The 23,407-nt window shown below is 70.0% G+C and carries 21 protein-coding genes; 16 read left to right on the top strand and 5 right to left on the bottom strand.

The genetic code is table 11. The annotated features are described in order from the left end of the window. Positions 1-28: 28 nt before the first annotated feature. The 3 genes from SPF06_RS10240 to SPF06_RS10230 all read left to right on the top strand — a co-directional run bounded on the left by SPF06_RS10240 (position 29) and on the right by SPF06_RS10230 (position 3,277). Complete coding sequence (locus SPF06_RS10240; RefSeq protein WP_323278950.1) at positions 29-1,081, top strand: Gfo/Idh/MocA family protein; 1,053 nt, start codon at positions 29-31, stop codon at positions 1,079-1,081. A 130-nt stretch (positions 1,082-1,211) separates the two neighbouring features. Further along, on the top strand, positions 1,212-2,072 hold the full coding sequence (locus SPF06_RS10235; RefSeq protein WP_323278949.1) for a sugar phosphate isomerase/epimerase family protein: 861 nt from the start codon (positions 1,212-1,214) through the stop codon (positions 2,070-2,072). A 38-nt stretch (positions 2,073-2,110) separates the two neighbouring features. Beyond that, on the top strand, positions 2,111-3,277 hold the full coding sequence (locus SPF06_RS10230) for a Gfo/Idh/MocA family protein (RefSeq protein WP_323278948.1): 1,167 nt from the start codon (positions 2,111-2,113) through the stop codon (positions 3,275-3,277). A 168-nt stretch (positions 3,278-3,445) separates the two neighbouring features. Here the strand turns inward: SPF06_RS10230 and SPF06_RS10225 are convergent, their stop codons facing one another. Continuing rightward, complete coding sequence (locus tag SPF06_RS10225; protein ID WP_323278947.1) at positions 3,446-4,465, bottom strand: LacI family DNA-binding transcriptional regulator; 1,020 nt, start codon at positions 4,463-4,465, stop codon at positions 3,446-3,448. Between the two features lie 138 nt (positions 4,466-4,603). Between SPF06_RS10225 and SPF06_RS10220 the strand changes: the two genes are divergently transcribed. The 9 genes from SPF06_RS10220 (at position 4,604) to SPF06_RS10180 (ending at position 14,810) form a co-directional block, all read left to right on the top strand. Then, complete coding sequence (locus tag SPF06_RS10220; protein WP_323278946.1) at positions 4,604-5,962, top strand: ABC transporter substrate-binding protein; 1,359 nt, start codon at positions 4,604-4,606, stop codon at positions 5,960-5,962. Positions 5,963-5,987: 25 nt separating this feature from the next. Continuing rightward, positions 5,988-7,055 carry a carbohydrate ABC transporter permease gene (locus SPF06_RS10215; protein ID WP_428985749.1) on the top strand — a complete coding sequence of 356 codons (1,068 nt, stop codon included), beginning with the start codon at positions 5,988-5,990 and terminating at the stop codon, positions 7,053-7,055. Further along, entirely contained in the window at positions 7,052-7,975 is a 924-nt protein-coding gene (locus SPF06_RS10210; RefSeq protein WP_323278944.1) for a carbohydrate ABC transporter permease, read from the top strand. Before SPF06_RS10215 ends, SPF06_RS10210 begins: the two co-directional genes overlap by 4 nt. Then, positions 7,972-8,805 carry a sugar phosphate isomerase/epimerase family protein gene (locus SPF06_RS10205; protein ID WP_323278943.1) on the top strand — a complete coding sequence of 278 codons (834 nt, stop codon included), beginning with the start codon at positions 7,972-7,974 and terminating at the stop codon, positions 8,803-8,805. The genes SPF06_RS10210 and SPF06_RS10205 overlap by 4 nt, the downstream gene beginning before the upstream one ends. 204 nt (positions 8,806-9,009) lie before the next feature. Continuing rightward, positions 9,010-10,434, top strand: a complete 1,425-nt coding sequence (uxaC, locus tag SPF06_RS10200) for a glucuronate isomerase (RefSeq protein WP_323278942.1) — start codon at positions 9,010-9,012, stop codon at positions 10,432-10,434. Between the two features lie 10 nt (positions 10,435-10,444). Then, entirely contained in the window at positions 10,445-11,764 is a 1,320-nt protein-coding gene (locus SPF06_RS10195; RefSeq protein WP_323278941.1) for a mannitol dehydrogenase family protein, read from the top strand. A gap of 143 nt (positions 11,765-11,907) precedes the next feature. Then, a complete protein-coding gene (gene manD, locus SPF06_RS10190) occupies positions 11,908-13,137 on the top strand; it encodes a D-mannonate dehydratase ManD (RefSeq protein ID WP_323278940.1) in 1,230 nt (409 codons plus the stop codon). A 37-nt stretch (positions 13,138-13,174) separates the two neighbouring features. Continuing rightward, positions 13,175-13,762, top strand: coding sequence for an orotate phosphoribosyltransferase (gene pyrE, locus SPF06_RS10185; RefSeq protein WP_323278939.1), 588 nt, complete (start codon positions 13,175-13,177; stop codon positions 13,760-13,762). Further along, on the top strand, positions 13,743-14,810 hold the full coding sequence (locus SPF06_RS10180; protein ID WP_323278938.1) for an alpha/beta hydrolase: 1,068 nt from the start codon (positions 13,743-13,745) through the stop codon (positions 14,808-14,810). Before pyrE ends, SPF06_RS10180 begins: the two co-directional genes overlap by 20 nt. Positions 14,811-14,845: 35 nt before the next feature. Here the strand turns inward: SPF06_RS10180 and SPF06_RS10175 are convergent, their stop codons facing one another. The 4 genes from SPF06_RS10175 to SPF06_RS10160 form a co-directional block, all read right to left on the bottom strand. Further along, on the bottom strand, positions 14,846-17,179 hold the full coding sequence (locus tag SPF06_RS10175; protein WP_323278937.1) for a glycoside hydrolase family 65 protein: 2,334 nt from the start codon (positions 17,177-17,179) through the stop codon (positions 14,846-14,848). Between the two features lie 61 nt (positions 17,180-17,240). After that, positions 17,241-17,972 carry an HAD family hydrolase gene (locus tag SPF06_RS10170; RefSeq protein WP_323278935.1) on the bottom strand — a complete coding sequence of 244 codons (732 nt, stop codon included), beginning with the start codon at positions 17,970-17,972 and terminating at the stop codon, positions 17,241-17,243. A gap of 18 nt (positions 17,973-17,990) precedes the next feature. After that, the gene (locus SPF06_RS10165; protein WP_323278934.1) at positions 17,991-19,022 is read right to left on the bottom strand and encodes a LacI family DNA-binding transcriptional regulator; all 1,032 of its coding nucleotides are present in this window, start codon (positions 19,020-19,022) and stop codon (positions 17,991-17,993) included. Between the two features lie 252 nt (positions 19,023-19,274). Further along, entirely contained in the window at positions 19,275-20,168 is an 894-nt protein-coding gene (locus SPF06_RS10160; RefSeq protein WP_428985746.1) for an HAD-IIA family hydrolase, read from the bottom strand. A gap of 83 nt (positions 20,169-20,251) precedes the next feature. On the opposite strand from SPF06_RS10160, the gene SPF06_RS10155 reads away from it, so the two are divergent. From SPF06_RS10155 to SPF06_RS10140, 4 genes are read left to right on the top strand one after another with little or no spacing between them, the layout of a single operon-like run. Continuing rightward, positions 20,252-20,659, top strand: coding sequence for a TOBE domain-containing protein (locus SPF06_RS10155; protein WP_323278932.1), 408 nt, complete (start codon positions 20,252-20,254; stop codon positions 20,657-20,659). After that, positions 20,656-21,453 carry a molybdate ABC transporter substrate-binding protein gene (modA, locus tag SPF06_RS10150; RefSeq protein ID WP_323278931.1) on the top strand — a complete coding sequence of 266 codons (798 nt, stop codon included), beginning with the start codon at positions 20,656-20,658 and terminating at the stop codon, positions 21,451-21,453. The genes SPF06_RS10155 and modA overlap by 4 nt, the downstream gene beginning before the upstream one ends. Next, the gene (locus SPF06_RS10145) at positions 21,431-22,321 is read left to right on the top strand and encodes an ABC transporter permease (RefSeq protein WP_323278930.1); all 891 of its coding nucleotides are present in this window, start codon (positions 21,431-21,433) and stop codon (positions 22,319-22,321) included. The genes modA and SPF06_RS10145 overlap by 23 nt, the downstream gene beginning before the upstream one ends. After that, on the top strand, positions 22,318-23,391 hold the full coding sequence (locus tag SPF06_RS10140) for a sulfate/molybdate ABC transporter ATP-binding protein (RefSeq protein ID WP_323278929.1): 1,074 nt from the start codon (positions 22,318-22,320) through the stop codon (positions 23,389-23,391). Before SPF06_RS10145 ends, SPF06_RS10140 begins: the two co-directional genes overlap by 4 nt. The last annotated feature ends 16 nt before the right edge of the window (positions 23,392-23,407 follow it).

The raw sequence follows: 23,407 nt of genomic DNA, 5'->3' as shown, positions 1-23,407 counted from the left end.
CGCGGGCGCCGTGGGCTAGCGTGGGACGGTGCCCCTCGAAGAGCCCGCCCCCGCCTCGCTCCGGATCGCCGTCGTCGGCTGTGGCGACATCTCGGCCCAGCACTTCGCCGCGATCGAGACGATCGACGGCGCCACGCTCGCCGCCGTCGTCGACGTCGACCCGGGGAGGCGGGACGCCGCCGCGGCAGCCCACGGCGTCCCCGGCCACGCGAGCCTCGGAGAGCTGCTCGCTCAAGGGGGCATCGACGTCGTCCATGTGTGCACGCCGCACGACGCGCACGCGCCGCTCGCGCGCGAGGCCCTCGCCGCCGGGGTGCATGTCCTGACCGAGAAGCCCGTGGCGCACACGCTCGCCGACGCCGAGGCGCTGGCTGTAGCCGCCCGCGAGGCCTTCCGCGGGCCCGGCACCCAGCTCGGCGTGTGCTTCCAGAACCGCTACAACACGCCGGTGCGGGCGCTGCAGGAGCTGCTCGCGCGCGGGGGCCTTGGGCGCATCGTCGGCGCGACGGCGACCGTCATGTGGCACCGCACCCCCGACTACTACGCGGCCCGCCCGTGGCGCGGCACGTGGGCCGGGAGCGGCGGCGGCCTCCTCATGAACCAGGCCATCCACACGCTCGACCTGCTCGAATGGCTCGTCGGGCCCGCGCGCGTGGTGGGCGGGGCGGCGTCGACGCGCGCGCTCGCGGGCGCCATCGAGGTCGAGGACACCGCGGATATCCTCCTCGAGCACACGACGGCCGACGGCGGAACGCTGCGGTCCGTCTTCTTCGCGACGAATGCGAACGCCGTGAACTCGCCCGTGACCCTTGACATCACCACCGAGCGCGCGGAGCTGAGCCTGCGCGGCGCGCTCACGGTGCGGCACGGCGACGGCCGCGTCGACATCGTGCACGAGGAGGGAATCCTTCCGGGGGAGCGGAGCTACTGGGGCGCGTCGCATCGGCTGCTCATCGAGGACTTCTACGCGTCGATCGGCTCGGACCGCCCCTTCTGGATCGGGGCCGAGGAGGCCTGCGCGCCCTTGCGGATCATCAAGGACGTGTACGCCCGCACCTACGCGCCGGGGGAGTGGGTCTAGGCTCGCGGGCCCCGAGTCGGTGGTTGGCAACGGATGGCAAACGGTTTCCATCGTGTGCCGGGCGAGCCTACGGTGAGAAGCGAGTGATGGCCGTCACCATGCGGCAGGCAGATCAACGAGGAGTGCACTCATGGCCAGAATTGGCGTCCAGGCAATGATGCTCCGGGAGAGCTTCGCGGAGCTCGGCCCCTTCGAGACGCTCCGGAAGGTGGCGGACCTCGGGTATCGCGCCGTCGAGGTCTCGCAGATTCCCATGGACCCCGCGAACGTCGCCGAGCTCGAGCGGGCCCGCGGCGAGCTCGGGATTGAATACGCAGCCCTCTCCGCGCAGCTCGACGGCGAGAAGGGTGCCACGCCGTATCCGCTCGAGGCCGACATCGAACGGGCCGTCGCAGACTGCCGTCGGCTCGGCACGGACATGCTCCGCATCGGCATGGCACCGATGGCAGAGCTGCGCTCGGAGGAGAGCGTCGTGGACTACGCGAAGCGCGCCGAGAAGGCTGCCCAGGCCCTCGCTGGCGAGGGCATCACGCTGTACTACCACAACCACCACGTCGAGTTCGCGAAGCTGGGCGGCCGCTACATCATGGACATCCTCGCGGACGAGGCCCCGAGCATGGGGCTCGAAATCGACGTCCACTGGGTCCAGCGCGGTGGGCTCGACCCCGTCCGCACGCTCGGGAAGTACGCGGGACGCACGGCCATGGTCCATCTCAAGGACTACCGCATCGGCGCGCTCTCCGAGGAGGGCGTCAAGGCCCACGCGGAGGGCGACCACGAGGCTTTCGTGCGCCACTTCGCCGACGTCGTGCAGTTCGCCGAGGTCGGCGAGGGCAATCTCGACTTCGCGTCGATCGTGCCGGCGGCCGTCGAGGCCGGGGCGAAGTACCTGCTTGTCGAGCAGGACCAGCTCTACGGCCGCACGGTCTTCGACGCCCTCGCCATCTCTCATACCAATCTCGTCGGGCTCGGGTTCCAGGACCTCTTCTAACCCGCAGCAGTCCGTCCGCAGCGACCAAGGAGCACAGCATGAGCAGGAAAGTCCGCCTCGGCATCGTCGGGTTCGGCAACCAGGGCAGCCAGTACGCGCGCCTCATCGAAGAGGGGCGCGTCCCGAACGTCGAGCTCGCGGCCATCACGGACACGGACTCGGCGCGCCGCGAGCAGATCGCGGAGAAGTACCCGGACGTCGCCCGGTTCGAGGACTACGTGGCCATGCTCGAGTCCGGCGCCGTCGAGGCCGTCGTGACCACGGTGCCGCACTACTTGCACCCGCAGATGGGGATCCAGGCCCTCGAGCGGGGCATCCACGTGCTTGTCGAGAAGCCGGCCGGCGTCTACACGAAGCAGGTCCGCGAGCTCAACGAGTTCGCTGCCTCGAAGCCCGGGCTGACGTTCGCGATCATGTTCAACCAGCGCACCAATCCGCTGTACCGGCGGCTCAAGGAGATCGTCGACTCGGGCGAAATCGGCGCGATCCGGCGCACGAACTGGATCATCACCACGTGGTATCGGCCGCAGGCGTACTACGACTCGAGCGCGTGGCGCGCGACGTGGGGCGGCGAGGGCGGCGGCGTCCTCGTGAACCAGGCCCCCCACCAGCTCGACCTCTGGCAGTGGATCTGCGGCGTGCCGCAGCGCGTCTTCGCCAAGGCCGGGTACGGCTTCCGGCGGAACATCGCCGTCGAAGACGAGGTCGTCGCCGTCGTCGACTATGGCGACGGCGCGACGGGCACGTTCACGACCGCGACGCACGAGCTCGTGGGCACGGATCGCTTCGAGATCACCGGGGACAGGGGAAAGATCGTCGTCACCGACTCGAAGACCGCTGTCGTCACGCGCTTCCGCGCGCCCGAGCAGGAGATCAACGCGGGCATTCCGCCCGAGGACGTCTGGCGGATGACGAGCGACCAGTTCAACCCGGACGACTACTACACGCAGGAGACGCTCGAGTTCGACACCGCGTGGGGTGGCCAGCACGCGGCCGTGCTCGAGAACTTCGCGGCGAACATCCTCGACGGCACCCCGCTCATCGCCTCGGGCAGCGACGGGATCCTCGGCGTGCGCCTCGCGAACGCCATCCACCTCTCGAGCTGGACGGGCAAGGAAGTCCCCATCGACTTCGACGAGGACGAGTTCCTCGCCGAGCTCAACAAGAAGATCGCTGAGGAAGGCAAGTTCCCGCAGCGCGGCTAGCCCGACGAGTGGCCACCTTTCGGCCTACGCCTGGCCACCTCTCGTGCTGGAACGGTGAGAGGTGGCCACGCGTTGGTGAGAGGTGGCCGCCCGTTGGTGAGAGGTGGCCACGCGTTGGCGAGAGGTGGCCGCGCGTTGGTGAGAGGTGGCCGCGCGTTGGGGGTGGCGTCAGCTCGGCGCGGGGCCGGTCGACGCCCGGACCTTGAGGTGCGTCGGCATGACGGCGAGTTTGCGGGGCGTGCCGCCGCGGATCGGGTCGAGCTGCGCCATGAGCATCGACACCGCAACGCGGCCGGCCTGTTCGATGGGCGATGAGATGGTCGTGAGCGGGGGATTGCAGAAGTCGGCACCGAAGATGTCGTCGCACCCGACGATGCTCACGTCCTCCGGCACGCGCACGCCGCGCTCGCGGAACCGCTGCAGCATGCCGATGGCGAGGAGGTCGTTGAAGGCGATGACCGACGTCGCCCGGGTGCCCAATGCGCCGTCGGCCGCTGCCGCCCCCGAGAGCGCCGTCGGCGCGTAAGGCCCGAGGCGGGTCGCCGTCATGCCGCGCCTCGCGGCCGCCTCCTCGATCGCCTTCCACCGACGGTGGTTCGACCAGGAGCTCGTGGGGCCGCCCGCGTAGACCACGGACTTGTGGCCGAACGACGCGAGGTGCTCGAGGGCCTGGACCATCGCGCCCGGGGTGTCGATGAGCACTGTGGGCGCGTCCGCCGTCGCCCGGTTGATCGTGACGAGCGGCTGCCGCGCCGCGGTGTCCGTGAGCTGCTGGTCCGTGAGGCGCGACGCCGCGAGGATCACGCCGTCCGTCGAGCGGCGCAGCTTGCGCAGGGTGTCGAGCTCGACGTCGGTCGCCTCCTCGGTGTCGACGAGGAGCTGCGTGTACCCGGACGCCTTGAGCTGGTACTGCGTGCCCCGGATGATGTCGAAGTAGAACGGGTTCGTGATGTCCGGGACGAGGACGGCGATGACGCCCGTCCGCCCCGAGCTGAGCCCGCGGGCCTGCGTGCTGGGCACATAATGCAGCTCGGCGGCGATGCGCTCGATCTTCTCGCGCGTGCGCGCGTTGACCCGCTGCGGATTCGAGAGCGCGCGGGAGACGGTCGACGTCGCAACCCCCGCCCGCTCGGCGATGTCGCGGATCGTGGGCATACGCTCGGCGGACGGGCTGACCTCCTGGCTCATGCCGTCCATTGCAGCATCGCTGGCAACTTTTGGCAATCGCTTGCCGTATTGTTTCCATCCTTCCTAGGCTCGTCCTATCGATGCATGGGGTGAGCTGAGTCACAGCGGCTCCCCGGTTCGTACTCAAGGAGGAGACTCATGCGTTTCGGCACCAAGGCCACCCTGGCCTCGATCGCGACGGCCGCGGCCCTCGCCCTCTCAGCTTGCGGCGGCGGATCGTCGAGCGGCGGCAGCTCATCCGGTGGCGCAGTCAACGGAGCAGGCAAGACCCTCGACGTCCTCGTCAACGTCAACACGGCGTACCCCGAGCAGCAGAAGCAGTGGATGTCCAGCATCCAGGCGAAGTTCAAGGAGCAGACGGGCGCGGACCTCAAGTTCGAGACCTTTACCTCGGCCAACGACGAACTGACCCGCATCCAGACGTCCGTCGTCTCGGGCCAGGGGCCAGACGTCTACTCGCTCGGCACCACGTTCACGCCGACGGCCTACGCGACGAAGGCGTTCGTCACGCTGAGCGACGACGACTGGAAGAAGGTCGGCGGCAAGGACCGCTTCAACCAGAACGCCCTCGGCATCTCGGGACCGGACAAGGACCACCTCGCCGGCATCCCGTTCGTGAGCCGCCCGTTCGTCATGGCCTACAACAAGGACCTCCTCAAGGCCGCAGGCATTGACGCCCCGGCCAGCACGTGGGACGGGCTCGCCGAACAGGCCAAGAAGCTCACCGATCCGGCCAAGGGCCAATACGGCATGGCCATCGCCTACAAGGACAACTTCGATCCGTGGAAGTACATCTGGGCCATGTCTGTCCAGGCGGGAAACCAGCTCGTGGACGGCAAGACGGCCAAGCTCAGTGACCCTGCAGTCAAGAAGGCGTACGAGACGTACTTCGGCTGGCTCACGAAGGACAAGGTGGTCAACCCCGCGTCCGTGGGCTGGAGCAACAGCCAGGCTCTCGCCGACTTCGCGGCGGGCAAGGCTGGGTACTTCCTCATGACGAGCTCCGGCTCCATTCCGACGCTCGACAAGTCGGCCCTCAAGGACAAGTACGACTACGCCCTCATGCCCGTCGCGGCCCCCGGAGACTCGTCGCCCAAGTCGGGCGCGACTCCCGCGGCATCGATCCTCTCGGGTGACAACCTCGTCGTCGCGAACTACTCCAAGAACAAGGACCTCGCGTTCGCGTACATCAACCTCGTGACGAGCAAGGACGAGCAGCTCAACTACCAGAAGACGTTCGGCGACCTGCCGGCGAACGCCGACGCGCTCGCGACGCTCACGTCCGCCCCGCACATGGCCGCTCTCGCCGACGCCGCGAAGAAGTCGTACGCGACGCCGTTCACCGGCGCGTGGGGCGACATCCAGCTCGCCCTGCTGAACGTGACGGTGCAGAGCATCCCGGACCTCGCCGCGGGCAACGTCCCGGATGCCTCGCTGAGCCAGCGCATCCAGGACGCGCAGTCCAAGGCCCAGTCCTCCCTCGATCGGGCGAAGTGAGGCGCGGAGTCACATCCGCGATCCCATCATGACGACTGCAAGCAACTCTGCGTCCGAGACCCGGCGCGCCGCCCAGACGGCGCGCCGGGCCCCCGGGCCGGCCTACGCCGTCGGCCCGGACACCGCCTCCGGAAGCGGCGTGGCCGACGCCGTTCCGGCCATCGCCGTCGGCGTCGAGACCCCCGGCGGCCGCCGTCGCCGCGGCCCGTCCGAGCGCAACCGGCCCCTGTGGATGATGATCCCGGGCGGCCTCCTGATGATCGTCGTGATCATCGTGCCGCTCCTCCTCGGCATCTACATGTCGCTCCTCGACCTCGACCAGTACACGCTGCGTCAATGGGTCGAGGCGCCGTTCATCGCCGTCGCGAACTACGTCGAGGCCGTCACCCAGACCGAGCTGTTCCACGGCGTCTGGCTGAGCGTCTCCTACTCGTTCATCGCGACGATCATCGCGATGCCCATCGGCATCGCCGCCGCGGTCGCGACTCAGAACGCGTTCAAGGGCCGCGCCGTCGTCCGCTCGGTCTTCCTCATCCCCTACGTCCTGCCGTCCTTCGTCGTCGCCACCGTGTGGCGCACGATGTTCCAGCCGGGCGGCATCGTCGAGCACGCGTTCCACCTTTTCGGCGCGGATCCCGGCCTCTTCCTCAACGGCCCGAACACGTACTGGACGCTCGTCTTCGTGCAGATCTGGGCGTCGTGGCCGTTCATCTACCTGCTTGCGCTCGCGGGGCTCCAGGCCGTGGACCACGAAGTCCACGAGGCCGCGGCCCTCGACGGCGCGCTGTGGTGGACCAAGCTGCGCTACGTCGTCTTCCCGTACCTCCGCGGGCCGATCTCGCTCGCGTTCATCATCGGGATGCTCAACCACATCAACAACTTCACGCTCCCGTTCGTCCTGTTCGGCATCCCCGCCCCGCACGACGTCGAGCTCCTCCCGGTGCTCACGTATGTGACGAGCTTCCAGAGCTTCCGCTTCGGGCTGAGCGCCGCGATGGCCGTGGTCTCGCTCATCCTCATCGCGATTCCGCTTTTCGTGTACCTGCGCGCCGTCAAGCTCGACGACGCCGAGACCCCCGGAGGCCGCAAATGAGCACCGTCGTTGCGCCGCGCCGCGGAGCCCAACCCGCGGCCGTCGACCGTCCCGGCTCCCGCCAGCAGACGGAGGTCACGCGCCTCCTCCCGAACTGGCTCCTCGCCGTCGTGATCGCGCTCCTCGCCCTGTTCGTGCTCGTGCCGCTCAGCTACATCTTCCTCGCGAGCATCAACTCGGACATCTCCGTGGCCCGCGGCGACTTCTGGCCCGCGGTGTTCACGCCGGACAACTACGCGAACATCTGGTCGAGCGTCGGCCTCGCGAACGGGCTCACGAACTCGATCCTCGTGGCCGGCTCGACGGCGATCGTCTCGGCCGCCCTCTCGATCGGCACGGCGTACGTCCTCGTGCGGTACCAGTTCTTGGGGCGCCTCACGATCATGCGCGGCCTCCTCGCGCTCCAGTCCGTGCCCGGCACGCTGCTCGTGCTGCCCGTGTTCGTCCTGTTCTCCTCGGCGGCCACATACCTCGGAATCCAGGTGATCGGCACCCGCTGGGGCCTGTTCGTGACGTACCTGACGTTCGCCCTCCCGTTCTCGACGTGGGTCATGGTCACATATCTGCGCGGCCTGCCGAGGGAGCTCGAGGAAGCAGCCCGCATCGACGGGGCGTCGAGCCTCGGGATCCTCACGAAGATCATCCTTCCGCTGAGCTGGCCGGGCATCATCGTCTCCGGGATCTTCGCGTTCCTGCTCGGCTGGAACGACGTGCTGTTCGCGTCAGTCATGACGAACCCCGAAAGCCAGACGGCCGCAGTCGCGCTCCAGATCTTCGCGACGAGCACCGAGGGCGGCGCGATCCCGTACTACGGCCAGATGATGGCGTCCGCGCTCGTGTGCGCGGCGCCCGTCGTGATCCTGTACCTGTTCTTCCAGAAGTACCTAGTGGGCGGCCTCACCGCCGGAGGAGTGAAATGACAGTCGAATGGGAGCTTTCCGGCTTCGGCGACGAGATTGACGCGGACCCGCGGGTCCAGGCGGCCGTCATGCGGGCGCTCGGTGCGAGCTACATCGAGGTCCGGAGCGCATGGGGCACGAACATCGTGGACTTGGGCGAGGAGCAGCTCGCCGAGCTCAAAGGCATCCTGGACGAGGCCGGGCTCAAGGCTTCCGCGATCGCCTCGCCGATCGGCAAGGTGGACGTCGAGCTGCCAGTTGAGCACGAGGTTGAGCGGCTGGGCCGGGCTCTGCGCGCCGCGGAGGTCCTCGGCTCGCCGTACATCAGGATCTTCTCCTTCTACTACGAGGGGCGCGCGGCGGAGGATGTGCGCGACGCCGTGATCGAGCGGATGACGGCGCTGGCCCGCCGCGCCGAGGGCACGGGCGTGACGCTCGTGCACGAGAACGAGAAGGACATCTTCGGCGACATCCCGTCCCGCGTCGCGGACATCGTCGAGACGGTCAACTCTCCGGCGCTCAAGCTCGCGTGGGATCCGGCGAACTTCGTCCAGGTCGGCGTCAAGCCGTTCACTGAGGGCTACGAGCTGCTCCGCCCGCACGTCGTGTATCTCCAGGTCAAGGACGCGCTGTTCGCGACGGGTCAGGTTGTCCCCGCGGGCGAGGGCGACGGCGAAGTGCTCCGCACGGTCGAGGCCCTGCGCGACAGCGGCTACACCGGCTTCGCCTCCCTCGAGCCGCACCTCGCGTACGCGTACGAGACGGGCGGCTTCAGCGGGCCGTACGCGTTCGGCGTGGCCGCGCGCGCCTTCGCCAAAGTCCTCGACGCCGCGGGCGTCGCGTCGATCTAGCCGACGCGCTGCCGATTTCCCCAACTTTCCCTCCGATTTCCCCAGCTTTACGCGTACGACGGCGCGACTCCCCGAGGTTTTCCCGCGACACGCCGCGCGTGGGCCTCGAAAGCTGGGGAACTCGCCGCCAATTCGGGGGAGATCGGCCGCCGTCGCCCGCCCCCGAGGCCCGAACCGACCATGCGTAGCGAAATGAGAGAGACGATGACCGACTCCATTGCCGCCAACCCTGACCGCCTCCTCCCGGCCGACCCCGGAACGCGCCAGATCGCGCGCGAGCTGTACGCCGACGTCGAGCATCTTCCCATCCTGTCGCCGCACGGCCACGTGCCCGCCGAGTGGATCGCGGACGACGAGCCGTTCACCGACCCGACGTCCCTTCTCGTGAGCCCGGACCACTACGTGACGCGGCTCATCCACGCGTCCGGGGTTCCGCTGAGCGAGCTCGGGGTGGGCTCGGGCGCGCCGCAGGGCGAGGCCGCGTCCCGCGCGGCCTGGCGCCGTTTCGCCGAGGCGTGGCCGCTCTTCGACGGCACGGCGTCGGGGTACTGGCTCCGGAGCGAGTTCGAGCACGTCTTCGGCCTGCCGTCCTCGATGGTCGACGCCCTAGGCTCGAACGCCGACACTGCGTACGACGCGATCGCGGCCAAGCTCGCCGATCCCGGCTTCCGGCCGCGGCGGCTGTTCGAGGACTTCAACATCGAGGTCCTCGCCACGACCGACGATCCGCTCGACACGCTCGAGGCCCACGGCCGCCTCGCGAAGGACGAATCGTTCGCGGGCCGCGTCATCCCGACCTTCCGCCCGGACCCGTACATCAATCTCGCCCACCCGGAGTGGGCGGCGCGGGTCGCACGGCTCGCCGATGAGGCGTCCGACGGCGTTCCGGGCTTCGCGGGCTACCTGCGCGCCCTCGAGAATCGCCGCCGCTACTTCGTGGAGCACGGCGCCGTCTCGGCCGACCACGGCGTGCGCACGCCGCTCACGCTCAAGCTGTCCCCGACCGAGGCCGAGGCCCTCTTCGAGAAGGCGCGCCGCGGGGAAGCCACGGCTGCCGACCGAGACGCGTTCGAGGCCCACATGATGTACGAGATGGCGCGGATGTCCGTCGAGGACGGTCTCGTCATGACGATCCATCCCGGCTCGTTCCGCAACCATCACGCGCCGACGTTCGCGGCGTATGGCGCCGACACTGGCCACGACATCCCATTCGCGGTCAACTACACGGAGGGCATCCGCCCCGTCCTGCAGGACTTCGGCACGGCCAAGGACTTCCACCTCGTCCTGTTCACGCTCGACGAGACGGTGTTCTCGCGCGAGCTCGCCCCGCTCGCCGGGTTCTACCCGAGCGTCTACATCGGCGCTCCGTGGTGGTTCCTCGACGCTCCGGACGCGATGCTGCGCTTCCGCTCGGCCGTGACCGAGACGGCCGGCTTCTCGCGCTCGTCGGGCTTCATCGACGATACGCGCGCGTACTGCTCGATCCCGGCGCGGCACGACACGTCGCGGCGGATCGAGGCCTCTTTCCTGGCCCGGCTCGTTGCGGAGCACCGCCTCACGGAGGCTCGTGCGCACGAGCTCATCGTGGATATCGTCGACGCGGCGCCGCGCCGGGTCTTCAAGCTCTAGGGGAACAACCGTGACCAGAACCGCCACCGAGCTGCCTGTCCTGAGCCGCAAGGGCGCCCCGGCCCCGCCCGTGCGCATCGTCCACCTGGGTCTCGGGGCGTTCCACCGATCGCATCAGGCGTGGTTCACCGCGCACGCCTCGGATGCGGCCGAGTGGGGCATCGCGTCCTTCACCGGCCGACGCCCGGACGCGGCCCTCGCGCTCGCCCCCCAGGACGGGCTGTTCACGCTCATCGAGCGGGCCGCGGACGGCGACCGCTTCGAAGTCGTCCCCACCATAGCCGAGGCCGTCGACGGCGCGGACACCGAGCGCCTCAACGAGCTGCTCGCCGCGCCGTCGACCGCGATCGTCACCCTCACCGTCACGGAGAAGGTGTACGACGACGGCGGCCCGGACTCGCCGCTCGGGCGCCTCGCGAGGGGTCTCGCCGCGCGCCGGGACGCGGGGGCCGGTCCGATCGCTATCGTGAGCTGCGACAACGTCGCGGGCAACGGCGACGTGGCGCGCGCCGCCGTCGAACGCATTGCCCAGGCCGTGGACCCCGGACTCGCCGCGTGGGTAAGGGAGAACGCGAGCTTCGTGGGCACCTCGGTGGACCGCATCACCCCGCGGACGACGCCGGACGACGTCGCCCTCGTCGCCGAGCGGTGCGGGTACCGGGACGCCTCGCCCGTCGTGGCCGAGCCGTTCGCGAGCTGGATCCTCTCGGGCGAGTTCCCCGGGGGCCGGCCCGCGTGGGAGGATGCCGGCGCGCAGTTCGTCGAGGACATCGAGCCGTTCGAGAACCGCAAGCTGTGGCTCCTCAACGGCGCCCACACGATGCTCGCCTACGCGGGGCAGCTGCGGGGCCATGCGACAGTCGCCGAGGCGCTCGCAGACCCCGTGTGCCGCGACGCGATGGAGGCGTTCTGGGACGAGGCCGCCCGCCACCTGACCCTCCCGGCGCTCGACGTCCCGGGCTACCGCGCAGCGCTCGTCGAGCGTTTCGCGAACCCGCGGATCGCGCACTATCTCGCGCAGATCGCCCAGGACGGATCGCTCAAGCTCCGCATGCGCGCAGTCCCCGTCCTGCGGGCCGAGCGGGCCGAAGGGCGCTCCGGGATCGGAGCCGCCCGCATGATCGCTGCGTGGATGGATTATCTTGTCAGCGTCGTCGGGCAGCGCGCCGAGTTCCACGACCCCCTCGAGGAGGAGGTGCGCGCCGCGCTCGCGCTCGAGGGCCGCGAACGCACTGTGGCCCTCCTCGGCCTCGTGGACGCGGACCTCGCGGGGGAGGCCGCCGTCGTCGACCGGGTCGACAGCCTGCTCGGCACGTTCGCCGAGGACTGACCGCCCGCTGCAACGGATGGCAAATAGTGGCAAGCGATTGCCACCCGACGCAGCGGATCACTATCGTGGGACCGAAGCCAGCGCCGCCGCTCACGCGAGCGGCGGCCCCCGAGCAACAAACGCACTGGATAGAGAGGAACGACATGAAGATCGTTGCCGCCGATGTCTTCGTGACGAGCCCGTCGCGCAATTTCGTCACGCTGCGGATCACGACCGACGAGGGCGTCACGGGCATTGGGGACGCGACGCTCAACGGGCGCGAGCTCGCCGTCGCCGCGTACCTCAAGGAGCACGTCGCGCAGCTGCTCATCGGCAAGGACCCGCACCGGATCGAGGACACGTGGCAGTTCCTCTACCGCTCGTCCTATTGGCGCCGCGGGCCCGTGACGATGGCCGCGATCGCGGCCGTGGACATGGCGCTGTGGGACATCAAGGGCAAGGTCGCGAACCTGCCGGTGTACCAGCTGCTCGGCGGCGCGTCGCGCGAGGGCCTGCGCGCGTACGGGCACGCGTCCGGCACGGACATCCCCTCGCTCTTCGACTCGATCCGCGAGCACCTCGAGAAGGGCTACAAGTCGATCCGCGTCCAGACCGCAATCCCTGGGATCAAGGCCGTCTACGGCGTTGCCGCGCAGGCGCAGTCCTCGGGCGAGCGGTACGACTACGAGCCCGCTGGCCGCGGCGCATACCCGCTCGAGGAGGACTGGGACACGCGTGCGTACCTGCGCCACCTGCCGACCGTGTTCGAGGCCGTGCGCAACGAGTTCGGTCCCGAGATCCCGCTCCTGCACGACGGCCACCACCGCATGACCCCGATCCAGGCCGCCAAGCTCGGCAAGGCCCTCGAGCCCTACGACCTGTTCTGGCTCGAGGACTGCACCCCGGCGGAGAACCAGGAGGCTCTGCGCTTGGTCCGCCAGCACACCACGACTCCGCTCGCGATCGGCGAGGTCTTCAACACCGTGTGGGACTTCCAGACGCTCATCAAGGAGCAGCTCATCGACTACGTCCGCGCGGCCTCGACCCACTTCGGCGGCATCAGCCCGCTCAAGAAGGTCATGGACTACGCGGCGCAGTACCAGGTCAAGTCCGGCTTCCACGGCCCCACGGACATCTCCCCAGTCGGCTTCGCGGCGCAGCTGCACGTCGGCCTCGCGATCCACAACTACGGGATCCAGGAGTACATGCAGCACTCGGACGCGACGAACACCGTGTTCGAGCAGTCCATGACGTTCACGGACGGCTACCTGCATCCGGGCAACAAGCCGGGCCTCGGCGTCGAATTCAACGAGGACGCGGCGAAGTCGTACCCGTACCAGCAGGCCTACCTTCCGTACAACCGGCTCGTCGACGGCACCGTCCACGACTGGTGACGCGAGGGCGAGGGGCGCAGCAACTAGAATCGAAGCCATGACTGCGCCCCTCGATTCTGCCCTGCCCGACCTGGCGACCGCGCGCGCCCGCCTCCTCGAGCTCATCAAGGAACTCGCGGTCGTGCACGGCCGCGTGACGCTCTCGAGCGGCAAGGAGGCGGACTACTACATCGACCTCCGCCGCATCACGCTGCACCACGAGGCGTCGCAGCTCGTGGGCCAGGTCATGCTCGATCTCGTCGATCGCGCGGGCGTTGCGCTCGAGGCCGCGGGCGGGCTCACGATGGGCGCGGACCCAGTCGGCACCGCCATGATGCACGCGGCGCGCGAGGCGGGGCGCGAGGTCGACGCGTTCGTGGTCCGCAAGGTGCAGAAGTCGTACGGCATGGGCCGCCAGGTCGAAGGCCCCTCGGTCGAGGGGCGGAAGGTCGTCGTCGTCGAGGACACGTCGACGACGGGCGGCTCGGCGCTCACCGCCGTCGAGGGCGTCCGCAACGCGGGCGGCAACGTGACCGCCGTCGCCGTCATCGTAGACCGCGCGACCGGAGCGAAGGAGCGGATCGAGGCCGAGGCAGGCGTGCCGTATCTGTACGCGTTCAGCAAGGATGAGCTCGGACTCGACTGAGAGGCGCCACGGACCTCCCGCCCTCGGCGAGGGCGGGATCCGTGAGCTGGCCGCGGGCCTCCACGCCGTCGACAGGCTGAGGCGCGTGAGCCGCCGGGCATTCGTGGGCGGCACCCTCGCGGCGGGACTTCTCGCCGTGGACATGTTCGCCACGCGCGCGATCCAGGATCAACGGCGGCAGACAGTGGTCCTCACCGCGAACGACGACGACGCGCGGCGGCGCTTCCCCGGAACCTCGTGGATCCTGTTCCCCGGCTACAAGACGAGCTGGGAAGAGGCCCAGCTCATCATCACCCTCCTGCGACCGTCGCTGGGCGAGCGGGGCCAGCTCGCGGCGGTGGGCTACTCGAACGACGGGCTCGAGGCCGGGGACGTCGTGAGCGCCATCCTGAGCCACGCCGAGCGGAACCGGCTCACTGAGCTGCATTTCTACGGCCACTCGTTCGGCGGCATGCTCGCCGTCGACGTCGCGTCGCGGCTCCTTCGCGACGGTTCCGGGCCGTCGGTCGGAGCGATCGTGCTCGACTCGACTCCCGCCTCGAAATACGACGTCAAGGACCTCTCGTGGTTCGAGGGCGTCGTGGAGCTCTACGAGCTGGGCTTCCGTGTGCCGTCGATCCTCCGGGGCGGGTACGAGCTGGGCGAGCGGATCGTCAACAAGCACGAGCGCACCTGGACCCAAGTGGTCGATCAGACGCTCGAGCAGCTCACGCCGCTCGCGCCGTCGAGCGTCCTCATCCAGACGGAGTCCCAGTACATCTACAACTGGGACGTCACGCGCTTCGCGGGTGAGCTCGGCCGCGCCCAGCTGGGGTTCATCGGGAACCCCGGCGATCAGACCGTGGACTACGCCTCGGCCCGCGCCCGGTGGGAGACGTACTTCCCCGACAACCTCATCTCCTCGTCGCTCCAGACGCTCGGCGCGTTCCCCGCGCACGCGAGCCCCGAGTGGAGCGCCCTCGTGTACAACACGGTGCTCGGGGCGCTGCTCCCGCGCCTCCTCCCGCTCCCGCTGAAGATCGGCGGCGCGGGTGGCGGGGTGGGGTAGCTCGGGCGGGCGGGTAGCTCGGACGTGCCGAGTCTCTAGTTGAGGGGCGCGAGGGCGCTGAGCCCCGCCGTCGGGAACGGCCGCGGGAACACGCTCGGCGCGGGCGCGGGCGCGGGCCTGAGCTCGATGACCGTCGGCTCGAGGCCCACCGCCACGACGCTCCCCTGCACGCTCACGTCGAGCGGCTTGCCGCCCTCGACGGCCAGCTCGATCTGCGTCGCCGTCAAGCGCACGCGCAGGCTCCGGCCATGGAGCTGCAGCCGGAACGAGAGGCTTCCCCATTCCCGCGGGAGGCGCGGGTCGAAGTACGGGAGCGCGCCCTGATCGCGGAAGCCCGCGAAGCCGTTCACGAGCGCGGCCCAGACGCCGCCCGCGGAGGCGGTGTGGACGCCGTCGATCGTGTTGCGGTGCAGGTCGTCGAGGTCGATGAACACGGCGTGCAGGAAGTGCCGCATCGCCTCGTCGAGGTAGCCGACCTCGGCGGCCATGATGCCCTGGACGCACGCCGAGAGCGTCGAGTCTCCCGTGGTGATGGGGTCGTAGAAGTCGAACGCGCGCTGCTTCTCCTCGGCCGTGAAGTCCTGCCACTGGAGGAACATCGCAAGCACCGCGTCGGCCTGCTTGATCACCTGGTGGCGGTAGATGACGAGGGGGTGGAAGTGCAGGAGCAGCGGGTACTTGGAGCGCGGCGTCTCCCAGTCCCACGGCTCGAGGGTCATGAAGTCGGCGTCCTGGGCGTGGACACGCATGTCCGAGTCGTACGGGACCGCGATCCGCTCGGCGATGTGGGACCACAGGAGCCGCTCGGTGTCCGAGATCCCCGGGTGGTCGAGGCCCGCCGCCACGCGGAGGTTGAAGCGCGCCATGACGTTCGTGTAGAGGTTGTCGTTCACGACGGCCGTGTACTCGTCCGGCCCCGTCACCCCGTGGATGTGGAACTGGCCGTTCTTGCCGAAGAAGCCGAGCGAGGCCCACATGCGGGCGGTCTCGACGAGGATGTCTGCGCCCGGGCCGGCGAGGAATCCGCCGTCGGCCGAGGCCCATGCATAGCGCGCCGCCGCGAAGGCGATCGCCGCGTTGATGTGGAACTGCGCCGTGCCGGCGGCGTAGTAGGCGCTCGCCTCCTGGCCGTTGATGGTGCGCCACGGGAACAGCGCGCCGTCGACGTTGAGCTCGGCGGCCCGCTCGGTTGCCGCGGGGAGCATCCGGTGGCGGAATTCGAGGACCTTCCGGGCCGCCGCGGGCGCGGTGTACGTGAGGTAGGGGAGGAGGTAGATCTCCTGGTCCCAGAAGTAGTGGCCTTCGTAGCCCGAGCCGGTCACGCCCTTCGCGGGAATGCCCGCGACGCCGGCCTGCGACGTCGCCTGCGCGAGCTGGAAGAGGTTCCACCGGACGGCCTGCTGCAGTTCGTCGGAGGCGCCGACCTGCACGTCGGCCACGGCCCAGTAGGCGGCGTAGTGCGCCGTGCTCTCGGCGATCAGCTCGTCGAAGGGGCGCGCGGCGGAGGCCGCGGCGTCGAGGAGCCCCGCGGAGCTCGACTGCGCGACGGCGTACCCCACGCGCTTCTCGAGCCGGAACGTCTCGCCCGGGTCGAGCGGGAGGACGTACCGGACGCCGCTGCGATCGGATCCGGGCTCGGTCGAGAACGGCGGCATCGGGCTGTTGGACGCGTGGTCGACGGCGACGGCGAGGTGCTGGCGCGAGGCGACCGTCGCCCATTCGAGGCGGAGGCTTCCATTGGTGCCCTCCGCTGCGATCGGCTCGAGGACGCGGCCCGCGTGGCGGCCTGCGCGGCGCGGATCGTGCTCGGAGTGGTCGTCCCGGGGCTGGTCCTGGCGGTTGACGACGTGCGATTCGACGTCCGCCACGATGCGGCGATCGGCGCTGATGACGAGCTCGACGCCGAGGCTCGAGCGCGAGGCGGCGCCGAGCACGCGGCGCTCGGTCGTCGTCACGATCGCCCCGGAGACGCATTTCCACACGACCGTGCACTCGTAGACGCCGGTCGCGAAATCAAGCCGCCGCCGGTACTCGAGGACCTCGGATCCGGCGAGGGTGAGGTGCTCGCCGTCGACCCGGACGACCGTCTGCTGCGCGTCGGGGACGTAGAGGATGCGCTGACCTTGCTTCGCGAAACCGTAGGCGTTCTCGGCGTGGCGGATGTCGAAGATCTCGTGGAAGCCGTTGACGAACGTGCCCGGCAGGCCGGCGTCCGCTTCGGCCACGTGGGCGCCGCGGACGCCGAGATGGCCATTGCCGAGGCTGAAGAGGGTTTCGAGGGCGCCCTCCGAACCGGGGGCGTGGCTCGTTTCGACGAGCGCCCACGGGTCGACGGGGAAGCGAGTGCGGTCTGCGGAGACGAGGGTCATGATGAGTCGCCGTTTCGGGTGGTGGGGAAAGGGGTCTTTCGGAGAACGAAGGCTGTGAAGCTCAGAGCAGTTCGGCGAGGTCCGCGACGACGAGCGTCGCGCCTGCGGCGAGCAGCTGGTCCGGTCCCGCGCCGCGGTCGACGCCGACGACGGCGCGGAAGCCGCCCGCTGCCCCGGCCTGGACGCCGGAGACCGCGTCCTCGACGACGACGCACGCCGACCGCGGGACGCCGAGCAGCTCGGCCGCGTGGATGAACGTGGCCGGGTCGGGCTTGCCGGGCAGCCCCTCGCGGGCCGCGAGCGAGCCGTCGACGACGATGGGGAAGGCGCCGTCGAGCCCCGCGGCCCGCAGGACGGCGGGCGCGTTGCGGGACGAGGAGACGACGGCGAGCTGGAGCCCGCGCTCCCTGGCCGCCTCGACGAGGCGCACAGACCCCTCGTAGGGGGCGACGCCGTCGTTCTCGATGATCGCGTTGAAGAGCGCGTTCTTCCGGTTGCCGAGGCCCTGCACGGTCTCGTGGGAGGGGTCGTCGTCGAGCGGACCCTCGGGCAGGACGATCCCGCGGGAGGCGAGGAAATCGCGGACGCCGTCGAAGCGCGGCTTGCCGTCGATGTGGTCGAAGTAGTCCGCGTCCTCGTAGGCGGGGCCCCTGCCTGCGGCGGCGAGGTACGCGTCGAAGAGGCGGCGCCACGCGAGCTCGTGCACGATCGCCGTCGGGGTGAGCACGCCGTCGAGATCGAAGAGCAGGGCGTCGGTTCCGGTCCAGAGGTCGAGCTGGGTCTGGGGGAGCATGGGGAGGCCTTCCGGGGTTCAGTGCCGTGAACGGCGGGTGGTCTTGCGCTCGATGAGGGGAGTGGGGAGCCGGTGATCGTGGGGGGCGCCACCGTCGTCGTGGTTTTGGAGCCGTTCCGCGAGCAGCGTAGCGGCAAACGCGCCCTGATCCGGAACTGGCTGCGCGACGGTCGTGAGCCCGAGGAATGAGCTCATCGGATGGTCGTCGATGCCGATGAGCGAGACCTTCTTGGGCGCCGAAAGCCCGTGTTCGCGCATGGCCTTGAGGGCGCCGAACGCGGCTTCGTCGCAGCCCGCGAAAACCGCCCCGGGGACGCGCCTCGTGGAGATGAGCTCGGTCATGGCCTGATAGCCGCCGTCGATCGTCGAGGGCGCGCTGACCATCATGTCCGGGTCCGGCTCGAGGTGCTCCTCGTCGAGGGCGCGCTCGAAGCCGGCGCGGCGCTGGGCCGCTGTCGTGACGGTTCCGTGGCTGGGTTCGCTGCCCGCGAGCATCGCGAGGTCCCAGTGGCCGAGGTCGAGGAGGTGGCGCGTCGCCGCCCACGCGGCGGCCTCGTCGTCGATGCCGACGTTGTCCCACGGGACGCCCTCGAGGCCGACGCTCGCGACCGCAAGGCGAGATTCTGAAAGCGCTTCCACTTGGGACGCGTCGAGATTGACGCCGAACAGCAGGACGCCGTCGACCCGCTGGGAGAATTCGGTCGGGTCGTCGAAGAGCCTGTCCCGGACCTTGCCCTGGCCGCGGAGGCTCACGAGCACGGTGTCGAGCCCGCTGTCCGCGAAGACCTCCTCGGCCGCTTCGACGGCTTCGGCGAAGAACCAGCTCGTGGCCTTCGGCGCGATGATCGCCACCTGGCCCGTGCGCCCGCCTGCAAGGCGGGAGGCGGCCGACGACGCGCGGTAGCCAAGCTTTTCGGCCGCATCCTCGATGCGCTTCTGGGCGTCGAGAGAGACATTCGGTAGGCCCCGGAGGGCCCGCGAGACGGTGCAGATCGAGAGACCCGAGAGGGTCGCGACGTCGCGGATCGTCGCGCGTGCGCGGTCAGTCACACAACACGGCCTCAGCCCTTTCATCATGAGGGAATGAACTGGCGCCCCGACCGCGCCCGGAAAAGTGTAAGCAGGAGCTGTAAGCGTTTACAAGATGCTCGCGTTGAAGGGCGAATGGGTCGCGGGGGGGGGGCAGAGGGCCTGTGCCTGCTGCCCGTAGCCGCATCTGCTGCCCGGATTACCTACGTAGATGCGGGTTTCCCACGGAGATGCGGGTTTCGCACGGAGAAGTCGAGTGCTGAGAGCGCCAACTCAGAGCTGTTTGAGCAGGTCCTGAACGGAGTTGAGCACCTGGTTCGGGCGGAACGGGTAGGTCGCGATGTCGTCCTGCTGGGTGATGCCGGAAAGCACCAGCACGGTGTGGAGGCCCGCCTCCATGCCCGCGACGATGTCCGTGTCCATGCGGTCGCCGATCATCGCCGTCGTCTCGGAATGCGCGTCAATCTGGTTCATCGCAGACCTGAACATCATCGGGTTGGGCTTGCCGATCGTGTACGGCTCCCTGCCGGTGGCCTTCGTGATGAGTGCGGCGATGGCGCCGGTCGCGGGCAGGACGCCCTCCTTCGACGGCCCAGTTGCGTCGGGATTGGTCGCGATGAAGCGCGCGCCGCCCACGATGAGCCGGATCGCGGTCGTGATGGCGTTGAACGAATACGTCCGGGTTTCCCCGAGCACCACGTAGTCCGGGTCCTGATCGGTGAGGATCATCCCGGCCTCGTGGAGCGCCGTCGTGAGCCCTGCCTCGCCGATGCAGTAGACGCGCGCACCCGGCATCTGGTCCTTGATGAAGACAGCGGTCGCGAGCGCCGAGGTCCAGATGTTCTCCTCGGGGATCGACAGGCCTGAGGAGCGGAGCCGGGCGGCGAGGTCGCGGGGGGTGAAGATCGAGTTGTTGGTGAGGACGAGGAAGCGGCGCGACGTGTCGACCCACCGCTGGATGAGTTCGGGCGCTCCCGGGATCGGGTGGTTCTCGTGCACGAGGACGCCGTCCATGTCGGTGAGCCAGCACTCGATGTCCTGGCCGCTGCGGTACGCGACCTTCGTTGGCGCCGGCGCCGGGGCGGCGGGGGAGGCGTCGGTGGTGGGGGCGACGATTTCGGCCATGGTGCCTCCTGCTCGAGGGACGATGTGCGCCCAGTCTTTCATCCTGCACAGCACTACCGCGGCAGCTTCCGCATCTGCGGAGGCTTGTGCTAACAGTGTCCGCAGATGCGGATAGAATCTTCTTCATGCCCCTCATCCGCATCGCCGACGCCGCGAGCCTCCTCGGCGTGAGCGACGACACCGTGCGCCGCTGGGTCGACGCCGGTGCGCTCGCCCCGGCGAAGGACGCCTCGGGCCGCGCCGCGGTCGACGGCGCCGAACTCGCCGAGCTCGCGCGCCGCCAGGCGACGGCGCCGCGTGACGCGAGCGGGGTCGCCCGGTCGGCGCGGAACAGCTTCGTGGGCCTCGTGACGAAGGTCGTCGAAGACCGTGTCATGGCTCAGGTCGAGCTTCAATGCGGGCCGTACCGGGTTGTTTCGCTCATGAGCTCGGAGGCGGTCCGGGAGCTCGGCCTCGAACCCGGCAGCGTTGCGACCGCCGTCGTCAAGGCCACGAATGTCATCGTCGAAACCTCCGGAGGGAAGGCCCCGTGAAGGGAACGCTCAACGCCTGGCCGAAGCTTGTGGCGGTCGCCGCGGCGCTTGTTCTCGCGCTCACCGCGTGTGGCGAGGTTCCGACGTCGAGCGCGGCGGCGTCGTCGTTCGCTCCGCGCGGGGTGACGCTCCGCGTGTTCGCCGCTGCCTCGCTCAAGGCGACGTTCACCGAGCTCGCCCAGGAGTTCGAGAACGGTCACCCGGGCACGACCGTGAGCCTCAACTTCGGCGGATCGTCCGATCTCGTCGCGCAGCTGCAGAACGGCGCGCCCGCGGACGTGTTCGCCTCCGCGGACGAGGCCAACATGGCCAAGGCCACTGCCGCGGGCCTCGCGAGCGGCACGCCGCGGATCTTCGCGAGCAACGTGCTCGAGCTCGCGGTGCCCAAGGGCAACCCTGCAGGGATCCACTCGCTCCAGGATGTCGCGAAGCCCGGCGTCCGGCTCGTCGTCTGCGCGAAGCAGGTGCCGTGCGGCGCCGCCGCGCAGAAGGCCGCGGCCTCGGCAGGCGTCGCCCTCAAGCCGGTGAGCGAGGAACAATCGGTCGCGGACGTGCTGGCCAAAGTGACATCGGGCGACGCTGACGCCGGCCTCGTGTACGTCACCGACGTCAAGGGCGCGGCCGGGAAGGTCGAGGGCGTGGGGTTCCCCGAATCCTCGGCCGCTGTGAACCGATACCCGATCGCGGCGCTCAAGCAGTCGAAGGAGGCGGCGCTGGCCCAGGCCTTCGTCGACTTCGTCGGCGGGGAGAGCGGCCGGAAGGTCCTCGGAGATGCCGGCTTCGGCGCGCCCTAAGGCCGACGACGGCGACGGCGCTCGCTCGCGTCCGGGGCCAGTTCCCCGCGAGGTCCGGCGCCCGAGGGCCACGTCGCGCCGCTACTCCGGCCTTCCGCGCTGGATCTACGTTCCCGCCGCACTCGGCGCGCTTCTTGTCCTCGTCCCGTTCCTCGGGATTCTCGCGCGTGTCGACTGGGCGCGCTTCGTGCCGCTCATCACGTCCGAGTCGTCGCTCGCGGCCCTCCGCCTGAGCCTCGAAACGGCGCTCTCGAGCACCGCCGTGTGCCTCGTCCTCGGCGTCCCGATGGCGCTCGTCCTCGCCCGCGGCCCGGTCCGCGGGCGCCGCTGGGTGCGCTCTCTCGTGCTGCTCCCGCTCGTCCTCCCGCCGGTCGTCGGCGGTCTCGCGCTGCTCTACACGTTCGGGCGCCTCGGGCTCGTGGGCCGCTGGCTCGATCTGCTGGGCGTGCAGCTCGCGTTCACAACCGTGGCCGTCGTCATGGCGCAGACGTTCGTCTCGCTGCCCTTCCTTGTCGTGAGCCTCGAGGGGGCCCTGCGCACCGCCGGTGGCCGCTACGAGGACGTCGCTGCGACGCTCGGAGCGGCACCCACGCACGTGTTCCGGCGTGTCACGCTCCCTCTCGTCCTGCCCGGGCTCGCGTCTGGGCTTGTGCTCGCGTTCGCGCGCAGCCTCGGCGAATTCGGCGCAACGCTCACGTTCGCCGGAAGCCTCGAAGGAGTCACGCGCACGCTCCCGCTCGAGGTCTATCTGCAGCGCGAAGTGGATCCCGACGCCGCCGTCGCGCTCGCGCTCGTGCTTGTCGTCGTCGCGGCCGTCGTCGTCGGCGTCGCGTACGGTCGGCGCGCTGCGGGATCGGCCGAAGCATGACGTTCCGCATGCACGCGGTCGTGGGGGAGCGGGGCGTCGATGCCTCGCTCGACGTGGCCGACGGCGAAACTGTCGCCGTCCTCGGGCCGAACGGCGCGGGGAAGTCGACCCTCTTCGGGCTCGCCGCGGGACTTGTGCGCGCCGACGGTGGCCGCGCCGAGCTCGACGGCCGCGTCCTCTTCGACACCGCGACGGGGGAGTGGGTTCCGCCGCACGCGCGCGGTGTCGCGCTCCTCGCGCAGGAGCCGCTCCTGTTCCCACACCTCAGCGTGCTCGACAACGTGGCCTTCGGCCCTCGCGCCGCCGGTGCCCCACGGGCCGCGGCGCGCGCCGCCGCCGAACACTGGCTCGGCGAGGTCGACGCCGCCGCGCTCGCCGACCGCCGTCCTGCCCAGCTCTCGGGCGGGCAGGCGCAGCGGGTCGCCGTCGCCCGGGCCCTCGCGGCCGAGCCGCATCTCCTGCTCCTCGACGAGCCGTTTGCGGCGCTCGACGTCGCCGCAGCCCCCGCCCTGCGCCGGCTTCTGCGGCGCGTCCTCGCGGGGCGGACCGCCGTCGTCATCACCCACGAGGCCCTCGATGCGCACCTGCTTGCGGATCGCGTCGTCGTGCTCGAGGGCGGGCGAGTCGCCGAAGAGGGGCCGACGGCGGCGCTCCTCGAGCGTCCGCGGAGCCGCTTCGCCGCCGGGCTCGCCGGGCTCAACTTCGTGCGGGGGCCGGCGACGGCAGAGGGTTCCCTGTTCGTGGCGGGGCTCGGCGAGGTCTTCGGCCTCGGGCCGGCCGGCCACGACGTGCCCTCGTCCGGCGACGACGCCGTCGCCGTGTTCCGCCCAGCCGACGTCGCGGTGTTCCGGGCCGGCGAGGAGCCGCACGGCTCGCCGCGGAACTCATGGCGCGCCGTCGTGCGCGAACTCGAGCCGCGCGGTCCGCAGATCCGCGTGCACGCGGCGTCCCCCGGGACTGCCCTTGTCGCGGACCTCACCCCGGCGGCCGCCGCCGAGCTCGATCTCGCGCCGGGGGCCGACGTCGTGCTCGTCGTCAAGGCCGCGGCGGTCTCGGTCTACGCGGGGTAGGCCGAGGTCAGGCCTG

Origin of the sequence: Sinomonas terricola (genome assembly GCF_034931225.1) — a bacterium.
Taxonomy (GTDB): Bacteria; Actinomycetota; Actinomycetes; order Actinomycetales; family Micrococcaceae; genus Sinomonas; species Sinomonas terricola.
The sequence above is the reverse complement of the archived record's forward strand: the minus strand, read 5'-3'. Positions and strand labels throughout refer to the sequence as shown.

Coding starts and splice junctions, on each gene's coding strand:
- SPF06_RS10235 (WP_323278949.1), top strand. CDS start 1,212: ATGGCCAGAATTGGCGTCCAGGCAATGATGCTCCGGGAGAGCTTCGCG.
- SPF06_RS10230 (WP_323278948.1), top strand. CDS start 2,111: ATGAGCAGGAAAGTCCGCCTCGGCATCGTCGGGTTCGGCAACCAGGGC.
- SPF06_RS10225 (WP_323278947.1), bottom strand. CDS start 4,465: ATGAGCCAGGAGGTCAGCCCGTCCGCCGAGCGTATGCCCACGATCCGC.
- SPF06_RS10220 (WP_323278946.1), top strand. CDS start 4,604: ATGCGTTTCGGCACCAAGGCCACCCTGGCCTCGATCGCGACGGCCGCG.
- SPF06_RS10210 (WP_323278944.1), top strand. CDS start 7,052: ATGAGCACCGTCGTTGCGCCGCGCCGCGGAGCCCAACCCGCGGCCGTC.
- SPF06_RS10205 (WP_323278943.1), top strand. CDS start 7,972: ATGACAGTCGAATGGGAGCTTTCCGGCTTCGGCGACGAGATTGACGCG.
- uxaC (WP_323278942.1), top strand. CDS start 9,010: ATGACCGACTCCATTGCCGCCAACCCTGACCGCCTCCTCCCGGCCGAC.
- manD (WP_323278940.1), top strand. CDS start 11,908: ATGAAGATCGTTGCCGCCGATGTCTTCGTGACGAGCCCGTCGCGCAAT.
- pyrE (WP_323278939.1), top strand. CDS start 13,175: ATGACTGCGCCCCTCGATTCTGCCCTGCCCGACCTGGCGACCGCGCGC.
- SPF06_RS10180 (WP_323278938.1), top strand. CDS start 13,743: ATGAGCTCGGACTCGACTGAGAGGCGCCACGGACCTCCCGCCCTCGGC.
- SPF06_RS10175 (WP_323278937.1), bottom strand. CDS start 17,179: ATGACCCTCGTCTCCGCAGACCGCACTCGCTTCCCCGTCGACCCGTGG.
- SPF06_RS10170 (WP_323278935.1), bottom strand. CDS start 17,972: ATGCTCCCCCAGACCCAGCTCGACCTCTGGACCGGAACCGACGCCCTG.
- SPF06_RS10160 (WP_428985746.1), bottom strand. CDS start 20,168: ATGAAAGACTGGGCGCACATCGTCCCTCGAGCAGGAGGCACCATGGCC.
- SPF06_RS10155 (WP_323278932.1), top strand. CDS start 20,252: ATGCCCCTCATCCGCATCGCCGACGCCGCGAGCCTCCTCGGCGTGAGC.
- SPF06_RS10145 (WP_323278930.1), top strand. CDS start 21,431: ATGCCGGCTTCGGCGCGCCCTAAGGCCGACGACGGCGACGGCGCTCGC.
- SPF06_RS10140 (WP_323278929.1), top strand. CDS start 22,318: ATGACGTTCCGCATGCACGCGGTCGTGGGGGAGCGGGGCGTCGATGCC.